This is a genomic window from Streptomyces sp. CC224B (assembly GCF_030010595.1).
Classification (GTDB): Bacteria; Actinomycetota; Actinomycetes; order Streptomycetales; family Streptomycetaceae; genus Streptomyces; species Streptomyces longispororuber.
The window spans coordinates 1-13,784 of record NZ_JASCXL010000038.1 but is presented as its reverse complement, the minus strand read 5'-3'; the positions used below and the strand labels follow the sequence as shown (position 1 = coordinate 13,784).

Annotated in this window: 9 protein-coding genes, 2 tRNA genes and 1 pseudogene; 4 read left to right on the top strand and 8 right to left on the bottom strand. The window is 73.6% G+C overall.

What is annotated here, in order from left to right; translation table 11 throughout:
- Positions 1-348: 348 nt before the first annotated feature.
- The 3 genes from QK440_RS17150 to leuS form a co-directional block, all read right to left on the bottom strand.
- Positions 349-1,194 (bottom strand): DegV family protein, encoded by an 846-nt coding sequence (locus QK440_RS17150; protein WP_282793973.1) that lies wholly within the window; start codon positions 1,192-1,194, stop codon positions 349-351.
- Positions 1,195-1,336: 142 nt separating this feature from the next.
- On the bottom strand, positions 1,337-2,152 hold the full coding sequence (locus tag QK440_RS17145) for a hypothetical protein (protein WP_282793972.1): 816 nt from the start codon (positions 2,150-2,152) through the stop codon (positions 1,337-1,339).
- A 258-nt stretch (positions 2,153-2,410) separates the two neighbouring features.
- Positions 2,411-5,317 carry a leucine--tRNA ligase gene (gene leuS / locus QK440_RS17140; protein WP_282793971.1) on the bottom strand — a complete coding sequence of 969 codons (2,907 nt, stop codon included), beginning with the start codon at positions 5,315-5,317 and terminating at the stop codon, positions 2,411-2,413.
- Positions 5,318-5,743: 426 nt separating this feature from the next.
- Here leuS and QK440_RS17135 point away from each other — a divergent pair, with 426 nt between their 5' ends.
- On the top strand, positions 5,744-7,180 hold the full coding sequence (locus QK440_RS17135; RefSeq protein WP_282793970.1) for a cytochrome b/b6 domain-containing protein: 1,437 nt from the start codon (positions 5,744-5,746) through the stop codon (positions 7,178-7,180).
- Positions 7,177-8,757: an NADH-quinone oxidoreductase subunit NuoF family protein gene (locus QK440_RS17130; protein WP_282793969.1), complete on the top strand. Its 1,581-nt coding sequence runs from the start codon at positions 7,177-7,179 to the stop codon at positions 8,755-8,757. Before QK440_RS17135 ends, QK440_RS17130 begins: the two co-directional genes overlap by 4 nt.
- 114 nt (positions 8,758-8,871) lie before the next feature.
- On the opposite strand, the gene QK440_RS17125 is transcribed toward QK440_RS17130, so the two are convergent.
- Positions 8,872-8,944: transfer RNA gene (locus QK440_RS17125), tRNA-Ala, on the bottom strand.
- Positions 8,945-9,062: 118 nt separating this feature from the next.
- On the opposite strand from QK440_RS17125, the gene QK440_RS17120 reads away from it, so the two are divergent.
- Entirely contained in the window at positions 9,063-10,313 is a 1,251-nt protein-coding gene (locus QK440_RS17120; RefSeq protein ID WP_282794018.1) for a glycosyltransferase 87 family protein, read from the top strand.
- On the opposite strand, the gene QK440_RS17115 is transcribed toward QK440_RS17120, so the two are convergent.
- From QK440_RS17115 to QK440_RS17105, 3 genes are all read right to left on the bottom strand, one after another.
- The gene (locus QK440_RS17115) at positions 10,282-10,515 is read right to left on the bottom strand and encodes a hypothetical protein (RefSeq protein WP_023588762.1); all 234 of its coding nucleotides are present in this window, start codon (positions 10,513-10,515) and stop codon (positions 10,282-10,284) included. The two genes, QK440_RS17120 and QK440_RS17115, sit on opposite strands and share 32 nt — an antisense overlap.
- A 3-nt stretch (positions 10,516-10,518) precedes the next feature.
- Positions 10,519-10,698, bottom strand: a complete 180-nt coding sequence (locus tag QK440_RS17110) for a hypothetical protein (RefSeq protein WP_282793968.1) — start codon at positions 10,696-10,698, stop codon at positions 10,519-10,521.
- Positions 10,699-10,787: 89 nt separating this feature from the next.
- A complete protein-coding gene (locus tag QK440_RS17105) occupies positions 10,788-12,251 on the bottom strand; it encodes an MFS transporter (RefSeq protein ID WP_282793967.1) in 1,464 nt (487 codons plus the stop codon).
- Between the two features lie 460 nt (positions 12,252-12,711).
- Here QK440_RS17105 and QK440_RS17100 point away from each other — a divergent pair.
- Positions 12,712-13,551 (top strand): annotated as a pseudogene (locus tag QK440_RS17100) (helix-turn-helix transcriptional regulator); the annotation flags it as partial.
- A gap of 157 nt (positions 13,552-13,708) precedes the next feature.
- Here the strand turns inward: QK440_RS17100 and QK440_RS17095 are convergent.
- Positions 13,709-13,781: transfer RNA gene (locus tag QK440_RS17095), tRNA-Ala, on the bottom strand.
- Between the last annotated feature and the right edge of the window lie 3 nt (positions 13,782-13,784).

Below are 13,784 nucleotides of genomic sequence, written 5' to 3'. Positions count from 1 at the left end.
GTCGTCGAACGTGCCGACGGTTCACACGCGTCTGAGGAGAGGCGTGCGTACGGTCGTGCGATTCATCCCGTGCTACCCGTGAAGGTGATCGAAGTCCCATGTCAGAGACGCTAGGCGCCCAGCGGACGCCTAGCTGATCTTGCTCAATTCCCGGGGACTACCCGGCCGTTGTGGAAAACTCCGTCACCCACACGAGGCCCAATACCTCTCCCGCGGACCTCGCACCCCAGCTAGAGCACCCCGCCGAGAACACCGCACCGAGAGCACCCCGCCGATCAGCCCGACCCGACAGCCCCACCGAGAGCGCCCCGCCGATCAGCCCGACCCGACAGCCCCACCGAGCACCCCTCAGCGAGGCGACACCACCGCGCCCAGCAGCCCCGGCCCCGTGTGCGCCCCGATCACCGCGCCCACCTCGCTGACGTGCAGCTCCGCGAGCGACGGCACCCGGGCCCTGAGCCGGTCCGCGAGCGCCGCGGCCCGCTCGGGCGCCGCGAGGTGGTGGACGGCGATGTCGACCTGGTGGCCCCCGGCCCGCTCGGCCGTGATCTCCTCGAGGCGCGCGATGGCCTTCGACGCCGTGCGCACCTTCTCCAGGAGTTCGATGCGTCCGCCGTCCAGTTCGAGCAGCGGCTTGACGGCGAGCGCGGAGCCGAGGAGCGCCTGGGCCGCGCCGATGCGCCCGCCCCGGCGGAGGTAGTCGAGCGTGTCGACGTAGAAGTACGCGGACGTACCCGCGGCCCGCTTCTCCGCGGCGGAGACCGCCTCGTCCAGGGAGCCGCCCGCCTCGGCGGCATCGGCTGCGGCGAGGGCGCAGAAGCCGAGCGCCATCGCGACCATGCCGGTGTCGACGACGCGCACCGGGACCGGCGCCTCACGCGCCGCCAGGACGGCCGCGTCGTAGGTTCCGGAGAACTCCGCCGACAGGTGCAGCGAGACGATGCCCGTCGCACCCGCTTCGGCGATCTTCCGGTAGGTGCGGGCGAAGACCTCGGGGCTGGGCCGCGAGGTGGTCACGGACCGGCGCTTCTGGAGCGCCAGGGCGAGGGAGCGGGCCGAGATCTCGGTGCCCTCTTCGAGCGCCTCGTTGCCGAGCACCACCGTCAGTGGCACCGCGGTGATGCCGTGCCGCTCCATCGTCCCCTGCGGCAGGTAGGCCGTTGAATCCGTGACGATCGCGACATGGCGGGACATGGGCTGGAGATTACCCGCAGGAACCCGGACGCGGCAGGCCGACCCCGTCACCGGGGCGACGAGGTCCGGACGGCCCGAGCGCGCGCACCAGCGACGGCCGATACTCACAGGGGCGTCGGCTTCGGCATCCGCGCAGTCGGCGTCAGGTGGTGTTCTCCGGCTTGGCCTTCTTCTCCCACGGGTACGTCGGCCGCGGTGCCACCGGGCTGATCGCCGGTCTCGTCGGCTCCTGTGCGGCGCGGTCGGTCCCCTCCGCCGGGGTCGCCGCACCTGTTGCCGACTGCTCGGCCCAGGAAGCGGAGGACGCCGGAGACGAGGACGAACCCGAAGGCGAGGACGAACCCGAGGACGAGCTGGACGCGGAGGACGAGGCAGGCGGCGTGGGCGGTGAGGGCTGCTGGGTCCCGGACGGCTCCGTCGCCCAGTGCCGCAGCGCGCCCGCCTCCATGTCGATCTGCGACCTCAGCAGGTCGAGGTCGTCGTCCGCGAACTTGTCGGCCCGGTCGCGGGCGGCCCAGCGCAGGGAGTCCGCGGCCTTCGTGATCTGCTCCGTGCGCTCCTTCAGGGCGGGCAGGCGCTGGCTCAGGGTGATCCGGTCCGGCTCGCTCTCCAGGCGCTTCAGCTCGTCGTCCAGCTCGTGGCCGTGCGCGCTCAGGCGCTCGAACAGGGCGAGGGACTCGTGCAGTGAGGCGTCGGCGGCGACGCCCGCGCGCAGCGCGTCCTGGGTGGCGCGCATCGACGTGCGCAGCTTGAGCCGGAGCTGGGCCAGCTCACCGACGGCACCCGGCTGCGCGAACGTCCGCGCGCGCAGCGTGGTGTCCTCGACCGTGCGGCGGGCCTGCGTGAGCGTCCGGTCCACGCCGCGTCTGGCGGCGCCGACGGCCTTGACCGCCGCGTACGCCCCGGCCACCAGGAACAGCACGAAGAGCACTGCGACCACTGCGATCACGGCTTCCACGATGCTTCTCCTTCGGCCGGCGGGACGGTCGGCGGGGTCGGGGCGGCCACTGGCTGTCCGCCTCTCCACGGTAAACGCAGCAAGCTCGTCGAGGGTTCCAGCCGAACCCCGAACCTGCCCGTAGGGGACTACCCCGAGACGCCGGGTCCGCACGCCCCCTGCGCCCCGTCAACACCGGCAGCGGGGAGAACAGTTGAGCGGCCGGGCCCCGGAGGGACCCGGCCGCTCAGCCAGGGAAGGTTCGCGCCACCCCGCCGATCAGGCGGGAACGATGTTCACCAGCTTCGGCGCCCGCACGATGACCTTGCGGATGCCGGCGCCGCCCAGCGCGGCCACGACCCGCTCGTCGGCCAGGGCCAGCTTCTCCAGTTCCTCGTCGGAGATGGCCGGCGGCACCTCCAGGCGCGCCTTGACCTTGCCCTTGATCTGCACGACGCAGGTCACGGCCTCGTCCACGACGTACGCCGGGTCGGCGACCGGGAAGTCCTGGTGGACGACGGAGTCGGTGTGGCCCAGGCGGCGCCACAGCTCCTCGGCGATGTGCGGGGCCAGCGGCGCCACCAGCAGGACCAGCCGCTCGGCGACCGTGCGCGACACGGCCCCGCCCGCCTTGGTCAGGTGGTTGTTCAGCTCGGTGATCTTGGCGATGGCGGTGTTGAACCGCAGGCCCTCCAGGTCCTGGCGGACGCCGTCGATCGCCTTGTGCAGCGCGCGCAGCGTGTCCTCGCCGGGCTCGGTGTCCACGACGGTGGCCTCGCCGGTCGCCTCGTCGACGATCAGGCGCCACAGGCGCTGCAGCAGGCGGTACTGGCCGACGACCGCGCGCGTGTCCCAGGGGCGGGAGACGTCCAGCGGGCCCATCGCCATCTCGTACAGGCGCAGGGTGTCCGCGCCGTACTCCTCGCAGATCTCGTCCGGGGTGACGGCGTTCTTCAGGGACTTGCCCATCTTGCCCAGCTCGCGCTTGACCGGCTCGCCCTGGAAGAAGTACCGGCCGTCGCGCTCCTCGACCTCGGCGGCCGGCACCGGGAAGCCACGGCTGTCGCGGTAGACGTACGCCTGGATCATGCCCTGGTTGAACAGCTTGTGGAACGGCTCGGCCGACGAGATGTGGCCCAGGTCGAACAGGACCTTCGACCAGAAGCGCGCGTACAGCAGGTGCAGCACGGCGTGCTCGGCGCCGCCGACGTACAGGTCGACGCCGCCCGTGGGCTGCCCCTCGCGCGGGCCCATCCAGTAGCGCTCGATGTCCGGGTCGACCAGCCGCTGGTCGTTGTGCGGGTCCAGGTAGCGCAGCTCGTACCAGCAGGAGCCCGCCCAGTTGGGCATGGTGTTGGTCTCTCGGCGGTACTTCTTCGGGCCGTCGCCCAGGTCCAGCGTGACGTTGACCCAGTCCTCGTTGCGGGACAGGGGGGTCTCGGGCTGGGTGTCGGCGTCGTCCGGCTCGAAGGTGCGCGGGCTGTAGTCGTCGACCTCCGGCAGCTCCAGGGGCAGCATCGACTCGGGCAGCGCGTGGGCCACGCCGTCCTCGTCGTAGACGATCGGGAAGGGCTCGCCCCAGTAGCGCTGGCGGCTGAACAGCCAGTCGCGCAGCCGGAAGTTGACGGTCCCCCGGCCGATGCCCTTGCGCTCCAGCCACTCGGTGACGCGGGCCTTGGCGTCGACGACGCCCAGGCCGTCCAGCCGGATCTCCTCGCCGGAGGAGTTCACGATCTTCGCGTCGTACGAGGAGAAGGCGTCGTCCCAGGTGGACGGGTCGGTCCCGCGGTCGTCCGAGGGCTCGACGACGCAGCGCATCGGCAGCTCGAAGGCGCGCGCGAAGGCGAAGTCGCGGGTGTCGTGCGCCGGGACGGCCATGATCGCGCCGGTGCCGTAGCCCATCAGGACGTAGTCGGCGATGAAGACCGGCACGCGCTCGCCGCTGACCGGGTTCGTGGCGTACGCGCCGGTGAAGACGCCGGTCTTCTCCTTGGCGTCGGCCTGGCGCTCGACGTCGGACTTGGCGGCGGCGGTGGCGCGGTACTTGGCGACGGCCTCGGCGGGCGTCGCGTGGCCGCCGGTCCACGCCTCGCGGGTGCCCTCGGGCCAGGCGGCCGGGACCAGTGTGTCGACCAGCTCGTGCTCGGGCGCCAGGACCATGTACGTGGCGCCGAACAGGGTGTCCTGGCGGGTCGTGAAGACCGTGATCGAGGTGGAGTCGGTCACGGGGAAGTCGACGCGGGCGCCCTCGGAGCGGCCGATCCAGTTGCGCTGCTGGAGCTTGATGGCCTCGGGCCAGTCCAGCGCGTCCAGGTCCTCCAGCAGGCGGTCCGCGTAGGCCGTGATGCGCATGTTCCACTGGCGCAGCTTGGCCTTGAAGACGGGGAAGTTGCCGCGCTCGGAGCGGCCGTCGGCGGTGACCTCTTCGTTGGCCAGGACGGTGCCCAGGCCGGGGCACCAGTTGACGGGCGCGTCCGAGGCGTACGCCAGGCGGAAGCCGCTCAGGACGTCGGCGCGCTCCTTGGCGGACAGCTCGCTCCACGCGCGCGTGGAGCCCGGTACGGCGCGCTCACCGCTCTCGAACTGGGCGACCAGGTCGGCGATCGGGCGGGCCTTGCGCAGCTCGTCGTCGTACCAGGAGTTGAAGATCTGCAGGAAGATCCACTGGGTCCACTTGTAGTACTCGGGGTCGATCGTCGCGAAGGAGCGGCGCTTGTCGTGGCCCAGGCCCAGCCGGCGGAGCTGCGCCTTCATGTTGACGATGTTGGCCTCGGTGGACACGCGCGGGTGGGTGCCCGTCTGCACCGCGTACTGCTCGGCGGGCAGGCCGAAGGCGTCGAAGCCCAGGGAGTGCAGGACGTTGTGGCCCGTCATGCGCTGGAAGCGCGCGAACACGTCGGTGGCGATGTACCCCAGGGGGTGGCCCACGTGCAGGCCCGCACCCGAGGGGTACGGGAACATGTCCATGATGAACTTCTTGGGGCGCCCCGCCAGCTCCGGGTCACCGGCCAGGCCGCCGGACGGGTTGGGTGCTTCGTACGTGCCGTCGGCGTCCCAGAAGTCCTGCCAGCGCGCCTCGATCTCGGCCGCCAGGGCGGCTGTGTAGCGGTGCGGCGCGGCCGCCTCGGCGGCCGAGGGGGTGCCCCCCGCGCCTTCGGCGGTGGCGGAGGAATTCGTCTCGCTCATCGTCTTCAAAGCTCCATCGATCGTCTCTGCCTGCGGAAACGGCCGTGCGGCCAAATAAAAATGCCCCTCGCACAGGAGGGGACGCCGCGCCGATTCCGACCACGCTCACTGGGAGGTCGGGACTGATCAGCGCGGCCCGCTAAGCAGAAGGCGTACGGCACGCATGGCGTCAGGGTACCGCAGGCCTCCGGAGCCGGGCGACGCGCTTTGCCCGCTTCCGCGCCCCTCCGCCGGGCGGGTCCGGAACGCGCCGCGCCCCTCTGAGCCGCCGCACCCTTGGCCAAGGATTACCCCGCGTACCGCCCTCTATCGGGGCAACACCAAGATCGAGTCGCGCTTTGATAACAACGCAATAACTCAAACCACGTACCCACCGGTATGGAGCGACCTAGCATGCGGCGACCGGACCATTTCGGAGTCGCCCTCATGAGCCGTCTGCACCCGCACCACCCAACCCCCCAGACCCCCGTAGCACCCGGTTCCTCCTCGCTCCGCTCCCCCACCGGATCGTTCGCCGACTTGTTCGACGGTTCGTCCGCCGGACCCGGCAGAGCGGCCCGCGGCCTCGTGTCCGCGGCCTGCCTGCTCCTGATACCCCTGCTCGTGTTCGCGGGAGACGACGACTTCCGCGCCGCCCTGGACCACACCACCGGCGTCCTCTCCCTGGTCGCCCTGACCGCGTCCGTCGCCTGGGGCCTGGTGGCCTCGGACCGGCTCTTCCTGCGCCCCCGCCAGCGGCTGCTCGCCCAGGCCGTGCACCGGGCCACCGCGATCGCCTCCGTGGGCTTCCTGCTGCTGCACGGCACCGTCAAGCTCGCCCTGGATCACGTGTCCCTCCTGGGCGCCCTGGTGCCCTTCGGGCTCGGCTTCACCGGTGCCGCCGGCCTCATCGGCCTGGGCTCGCTCGCCGGGCTGCTGATGGTCGCCACCGGCGTCACCGGCGCCCTGCGCAGCGCCTTCGCCGCACCGGTCCAGGTGGCCGGACGCTGGCGTGCGGTGCACATGCTCGCCTACCCGGCCTGGTGCGCGGCCCTGCTCCACGGCCTGTACGCGGGCCGGCCGCCGAAGCCGTGGGTCGTCGCCCTGTACTGCCTGTGCCTCGTCGCGGTCGCCGGGGCGGTGGCGCTGCGCGCGGCGCCGCGTCCGGTCAAGCGCGAGGTGGCCGCCCGCGTCCTCGCCGTCCTGGAACCCGACGGCCGCGGGGCACCCTCGGCGGCCCGCCGCCACGCCTCGGGGCCGGCCAGGGACACCGCCTCCACCCCGCTTCCCGGTACGGTCCCACCGCCCCGGGGCGCCCCGTCCGAGCCGGTGCCCGTCGCCGGGATCGCCGCCGCCTACCGCGCGCTCGCCACCCCCTCCGACCGGCATACCCCCGGCCCGCCGCCGGACCTCACGGCCACCGAGGTCCTGCCCACGGCCACGCCTCCCTGGCCCACGCCGTCGCCCCCGCCGCCCGCCGAGGCGCCGGACATCCCCTTCCCGTACGACTCCACGGCCCTCCACGACGAACAGCACGACTACGGAGACACCCGGTACGGCTACGGGGACCCCCGGTACGACCACCGGGCCACCCCGTGCGGGACCGCAGCCCCGTTCCCGGGCGCCGAGGTCCCGTACGACACCGGCGCACGGCCCGTCTGTCCACCGCCTCCGCACGAGCCTCCGTACGTCCCGCCGTACGACCCTGTGCACGGTCCCGGGCACACAGCCGAACACGCGCCCGCCCACGGGAGCGTCGGTGAACCGCCGCGCACGCACGTCCACGACGGCGACAGCACGGCCACACAGCCCCTGCCGACCCCCTTCCAGGCGCCCAGCGGCGGCGAGCCCTGGAACGCCGCATCCACCGGAGGCAGCACGTGAACGCGCCCCTGCCCGACGTCCCCGAGGTCCGCGTCGTGGGGCTGCCGCTGCTGACCGCGGGCTTCGACCTGGTCGAGCGGCTCGACCTGGCCATGCACCTGAAGGTCCACGGACCGCTGGAGCCGCTGGCCGGGGAGCACCTCGCCGCGCTCGCCGAGGCGGTCGCCCTGCGCGGCCGCGGCGGCGCGGGCTTCCCCTTCGCCGCGAAGCTGCGGGCGGTCGCCGAGGCCGCGATCCGCCGCGGCGTACGCCCCGTCGTGGTCGTCAACGGCAGCGAGGACGAGCCCGCCTGCCGCAAGGACACCGTCCTGCTCAACCGCGCGCCGCACCTCATCCTGGACGGCGCCCTGCTCGCGGCCGAGGCCCTGGGGGCGCGCACCCTCGTCGTGGGGGTGACCCGGGACTCCACGGAGGCGTCGGTGCGCTCCGCGCTCGGCGAACGGGGCCTCGGCAACCGCCGCGGCGCGCACCTTCGCGCGCGCGTGCAGCGCAACCCCGTGCGCATGGTGACCGGCGAGTCCTCCGCGCTCGTCCGCTCCGCCGACGGCGGCCCGCCGCTGCCCCCGGGGCGCAAGGTACGCACCTCCGACTCCGGGGTCGGTGGCGCGCCGACCCTGCTGTCGAACGCCGAGACGTTCGCGCAACTGGCCGTGGCCGCCCGCATGGGGGCGGACCGCTACCGCCGCACCGGCCTGCGCGACGAGCCCGGCACCGTCCTGCTGACCCTCTCCGGGGCCGTCGCACGCCCCATGGTGCTGGAGGTTCCCACCGGCGTCCCCCTGCGGTACGTGCTCCAGCTCGCGGGCGCTCCCCCGCTGCTCCAGGGCGTCCTGACGGGCGGCTACCACGGCAGGTGGCTGGACGCGGCCACCGCGCACGACGCGGTCGTCTCCCGGGCCGCCCTGGAGGCCTGCGGCGGCTCCCTGGGCGCGGGCGCGGTGCTGCCCTTGGGCGCCGGCACCTGTCCGCTGGGCGAGTCCCTGCGTGTGGCGCACTGGCTGGCGGCCGAGAGCACGGGTCAGTGCGGCCCCTGCTACCTGGGCCTGCCCGCCGCGGCGCGCGGCCTCGCGGACGTCCTGGAGGGCGGCGGTCCCACCGCCCTTGAGGCGCTGCGCGAGGTGACGAGGGCGGTGAAGCGGCGCGGCGCCTGCAAGCACCCGGACGGCTCGGCCGCCTTCCTGGAGTCGGCGGTCTCGGCCTTCACGGACGACCTGGCGGCCCATGTCCTCGGGACCGGCTGCGGGCGCCCCGTCGAGGGCGTGCTGCCGCTCCAGGACGAGACCCCGGACGCGGAGGCGCCCAGCGGCCGCAAGCTCGCCGTCGACTGGACCCTGTGCCAGGGGCACGGCCTGTGCGCGGACATCGTCCCGGAGCTGATCCAGTTGGGCCCTGACGGCTTCCCGTCGGCCGCGGAGGCCGCGGTGCCGCGATACTCGGAGGCGCGCGCCCAGCGGGCCGTACGCCGCTGTCCCGCGCTCGCCCTGCGCGTAGAGGAGGACCCGGCGGCGACGCCCCGGGGCCTGCCGGCGCTCCCGCGGGGCCGGGGACGCAGGGCCCTGGGCAGCGGGCGCCTCTGAGGGACTAGCGGCGCCCCTGAGGGACTGGCGGGCGCCCCTGAGAGACTGGGAGCCGCTGGGGGACGACGAAAGAGCGGGCCACCCGATCCGGGTGGCCCGCTCTGTCATCTGCTGTGGAGCTAAGGAGAATTGAACTCCTGACCTCTTGCATGCCATGCAAGCGCTCTACCAACTGAGCTATAGCCCCTTGCTGTGTCCGCCCGGTTTCCCCGGCGGCGACGCCAACATTACACGGTCACCCCCGTGCTCCACCAAATCGTTTCCGGTCCGGCCGGACGGGGCCGCTACTGTCCCGCCTCGTGACCGTGCCCGTGTCCGTCGCCGCCCGGGGCCGTGTGCCGCTGGCCGCCGGGGTCTGCCTGTGCTCCTTCGTCGCCTTCTGGGCCGCCCAGCGCGCGGCCGAGGTGTCGCTGGTCGACCTGATGGTCTACCGCGCGGAGGGCCGGGCGGTCCGCGACGGCGGCGACCTGTACGCCCTGCGCGCGACCGAGGCGCGCCTGCCGATGACGTACCCGCCGTTCGCCGGGCTGCTCTTCACGCCGCTGACGCTGCCGGACACGGCCACCCTGCGGCCGCTCGCGACCGCGGGGAACCTGGCGCTGCTGGTCGCCTTCGCGCACCTGTCCCTGCGCCTGGCCGACCGGCGGGGGCACGCGCGCGTGGAGGGCGCCCTGTGGGTGTCCGCGATCGCCGTCTGGTCCGAGCCGGTGTGGACGACGCTGCGCTACGGGCAGGTGAACCTGCTGCTGGCCGTGCTGGTGCTGTGGGACCTGACCCGGCGGCCGGGGCACCGGTGGGCGGGCGTGGGCACCGGGGTGGCGGCGGCGATCAAGCTCACGCCCGCGCTGTTCGCGGTGTTCCTGTTGCTCGTCGGCGCCGTGCAGGCCGTGCGCCGCGGGGCGCGGCGGGGGGCGTGGCGGGAGCTGTGGCAGCCCGCCGTGCGGCACGCGTGCGTGGCCGCCGCCGGCTTCCTGGGGGCGACGCTGCTCGCGGCCGTGGTGCTGCCGGACGACTCCCGGCGCTTCTGGACCCGCGTGCTCTTCGAGGCGGACCGGGCCGGGCACGCGGAGCAGACCGCGAACCAGTCGCTGCGCGGCGTCCTCGCCCGGCTGCTGCACACCGGGGACCCCGGTTCGTGGTGGGCGGCGGGTGCCGTCCTGGTGTGCGCGGCGGGCTTGGGGGTGGCCGTCGCGGCGGCGGTGTGCGGGGAGCGGGCCTGGGGCGCGGCCGCGTGCGCGGCGACGATGCTGCTCGTCAGCCCGGTGTCGTGGTCGCACCACTGGGTGTGGTGCGTGCCGATGGCGCTGCTGTGGTGGGCGCGGGCCGAGCGGCTGGGCGGGCGGGTGCGGCGGGCCGGCGCGGCCGGCTTCGCCCTGCTGTTCTGTTCGTACGCGCTGTGGTGGGTGCCGCACCGTCCCGGGCGGCCCGAACTCGACCAGCACGTCGGCCAGATGGCGCTGTCGGCGCTCTATCCCCTGGCCGCCTGCGCCTTCCTCGTGCTGACCGCCGCCGTCGTCGTCCCGCTCAGGCCGTGGCGAAGGAGTAGAACCGTTTGAGCGTGCAGTGCTCGTCCAGGAGACGGCCGTAGATGGGCTCGCCTTCGAGTTCGCGGTACGTCTCGATCGGGTCGCCCTTTATGATCAGCGCCCGCGCGCACTCCTCGCACCAGTACTGGTACTCCGGGTTGACCGGTTCCATGTCGCGGACGATCGGCGTACCGCTGCCGCACCAGTCGCACTTACGCCTGTGTGCACCCATCGATCAGCTCCAGCTGTGGCCGCAGGCCGTGCACACGTAACTGACTCCGCCGTTGTCACCGAGGACTTGGGCGACGTGGGACGAGCCGCAGGAAGGGCAGTTGAGGAGCGTGGCGTCGCCGGACCATATCTTCGCCGCCACGTCGGGGAGGCCGCCGGCCTCCTCGAGGATGCTCGCAGGCATCGCGCTCTCCCTCCCGTCGGGTCACCGTCGGCGCACTGGTGCAGTCCCCTTCCGGCCCACCGAATTCTGCCACGACCGCGGCGGAACGGTCAGCGACGCCTACGTACCAGTCCGGACACGGCCCCCAGGGCGGCCGCCGCGGCGAGCGCACAGGAGCACACCAGGAGCGCGTCGGCCGACGCATACGCCCCAGGAGCCTCCGGTGACTCGAGCTGTCCGAGGAAGAGCGCGCCGAACACGGCGACGCCGGTCACCTGCCCGAGCTGCGTGACGGTCGCCAGGAACCCGCTGGCGTCCGCCGCGTCCTGGGGCGCGACCGTGGCCAGCGCGCGGGTGAGGACCGGGCTGAAGCCGAGCGCCATCCCGGCGCCCGCGCCGACGAGCGCCGCGTACAGCCCCACGCCGCCGTCCCCGCCGTCCCGCAGCAGCAGGCCCACCGCGAGGCTCCCCGCCGCCGCGAGCGCGAACCCGCCCGGCACCAGCGCCGGTTGGAGCGCGCGGGGCCACTTCCGCCACGTCAGACCGACCGCGCCGAAGACCAGCGCGGACGGCGCGAACGTGAGTCCGGCGCGCAGCGCGCTGTAGCCGAGCCCGCCCTGCACGTGCAGGGTGAGCGCGAACAGGAAGCCCGCGTTGACCGCCATGACCGCGGCGAGGCGGAGGACGGCGACGCCCATGCCGGGGGCGCGCAGCAGGCGCGGCGAGATCAGCGGGGCCCCACCGCGCCGGGCGAGGCGGGACTCGTAGCCGCAGAACAGGGCGAGGAACACCGCGCAGGCGGCCAGGGAGAGCCAGGTCCACAGCGGCCAGCCCTCCTGCTCGCCGAGGACCAGGGGCACGGTGAACAGCGTCACAGCCGCGCCGAGCAGGACGAGACCGGGCAGGTCCAGGCCGCGGGCGCGCCCGGCCGGTGACGGCTTGTCGGCGGGGAGCACGCGGGCCGCGAGGGCCAGCAGGACCACGCCGACCGGCACGTTCACGAGGAACACCGGGCGCCAGCCGGCGGCGAACAGGTCGGCGCTGACGAGGATGCCGCCCAGCACCTGCCCGGCGGCGGCGCCGGTGGCGAGCACCGCCGAGTACGCGCCGAGCGCCCGCACCCGGGCCTCGCCGCTGAAGGTGCGCTGGATGATGCTCAGCACCTGCGGGATCAGCAGCGCGGAGCCCGCGCCCTGCGCCAGCCGGAACGCGACGAGCTGGCCGGTGCTCTGGCTCAGCCCGCAGGCCAGCGACGCGGCGGTGAACACGGCGAGCCCCGCCAGGTACACGCGCCGGTGCCCGAGCCGCTCGCCGAGCCGCGCGCCGGTGATGAGCAGGACGGCGTAGGTGATGGTGTAGCCGGCGATCACGAGTTGGAGCCCGGCGCCCGACGCGTGCAGGTCCGTACGGATCGTGGGGGCCGCGACGTTGACGATGAACACGTCGAGCAGCGCCATGAACTGGGCGGCGAGGACGGCCGCGAGGACGCGTCCCGGCCGATTGTCAGTGCCGGGGTCTTTACTGGTTGTGGGGGCCGAGGACGGACTCGGTGCCGACGGGGTGGTGGTGGTCATGCCAGCGAGCGTGACGAGCGGCCGGTACAGGTAGTGAGAGCCTGCGGATGCTGGTACTGACAGCACCTGGCACGGGTTCGGGCGGGCGTCGACGATGGGGGACGTGACGACGATGGAGACGACGAGCAGGCCGACCGGGGCTCCGGCGGCACGCCCCGGAGCACCCGTGGGGCGTGGAGCGGCCAGGGAGTCCGGAGCTGCCGTCGGGCCCCGGGCGCCCGTGGAGCGAGCGGCTGCCGTCGAGCCCCGGGCCCCTATGGAGCGAGCGACTGCCGTCGGGTCCGGAGCATCGACAGGACCCAGAACTCCTGCCGGCCCCAGCACCTCCGCAGGCCCCAGAGCTCCCGCCAGCCCCAGCACCTCCCCAAGCCCCGGTGCGCCCACAGGCCCCAGCACCTCCCCAAGCCCCAGGGCTCCCGCAAACCCCAGCGCTCCCGCGAACCCCGTCGGCGCGCGTCCGCGGCGGCGGGCCGAGCTCGCCGCCTTCCTGCGGGGCCGCCGGGCCCGGGTGACCCCGGCGGACGTGGGCATGCCCCCGGGCCCCCGGCGGCGGACGCCGGGGCTGCGCCGGGAGGAGGTGGCGCAGCTCTCGGGCGTCGGTGTGACGTGGTACACGTGGCTGGAGCAGGGCCGCCCTATCAACGCCTCGGCGCAGGTCCTGGACGCGGTGGCCCGCACCCTGCGCCTGGACAGGGCCGAGCGCGAGCACCTGTACCACCTGGCGGAGGTGCCGTGCGCCCCGCGGTACGAGGCGGCGGCCGAGACGGTCGGCCAGGAGATCCAGGGCATCATCGACGCCCTGGACCCGCACCCCGCCGTGATCTACAACGCGCGGTACGACATCCTCGCCACGAACCCGGCCTACCGCGACCTCTTCGTCATCCCGGAGATAGAGGCGATCGGCGTGCCGAACGTCCTGTGGTCGCTGTTCGTGGTGCCCGAGCGGTACTGCCCGGTGGTCTTCCGGGACTCGGAGCTGCCCGTGATGGTGGCGACGCTGCGCGGCGCGTACGGCCGGCACGTGGGCGAGCCCGCCTGGGAGAAGTTCGTCCGCGACCTGTCGGCGGCCAGCCCCCACTTCGCACGGCTGTGGGCGAGCGGCGACGTCATACCCCCGGGCCCCCGCGTGAAGACGTTCCGGCACGCGGCGGTCGGTGAGCTGCGGATGACATCGGTCTCGCTGTCCGTGAACGGCATGCCGGAGTGCCGGATCGTGGCGTACACCCCGGACGACGAGGAGACCGGTGACAGGGTCCTCCGGCTCCGGGAGCTGCGCCGCGCGGAGCGCGCCCCGGGGTGACGGCAGCCCCACCGGGCAGCTCCCGCCGGGCCCCCGGCCCTCACCCCAACGAAGCCTCTCAACGAAGCCCCTCGCGACAAACCAAACCCCACGACGAAAAAGGCCCCGCCCCCTGACGGGGACGGGACCGATTCCTACAATGTGTTCCTGCAACCTGTGGAGCTAAGGAGAATTGAACTCCTGACCTCTTGCATGCCATGCAAGCGCTCTACCAACTGAGCTATAGCCCCTTG

Excerpts from the sequence above, each read along its gene's own strand:
- QK440_RS17150 (WP_282793973.1), bottom strand. The coding sequence starts at position 1,194 with ATGTCCCGCCATGTCGCGATCGTCACGGATTCAACGGCCTACCTGCCG.
- leuS (WP_282793971.1), bottom strand. The coding sequence starts at position 5,317 with ATGAGCGAGACGAATTCCTCCGCCACCGCCGAAGGCGCGGGGGGCACC.
- QK440_RS17135 (WP_282793970.1), top strand. The coding sequence starts at position 5,744 with ATGAGCCGTCTGCACCCGCACCACCCAACCCCCCAGACCCCCGTAGCA.
- QK440_RS17115 (WP_023588762.1), bottom strand. The coding sequence starts at position 10,515 with ATGGGTGCACACAGGCGTAAGTGCGACTGGTGCGGCAGCGGTACGCCG.
- QK440_RS17110 (WP_282793968.1), bottom strand. The coding sequence starts at position 10,698 with ATGCCTGCGAGCATCCTCGAGGAGGCCGGCGGCCTCCCCGACGTGGCG.
- QK440_RS17105 (WP_282793967.1), bottom strand. The coding sequence starts at position 12,251 with ATGACCACCACCACCCCGTCGGCACCGAGTCCGTCCTCGGCCCCCACA.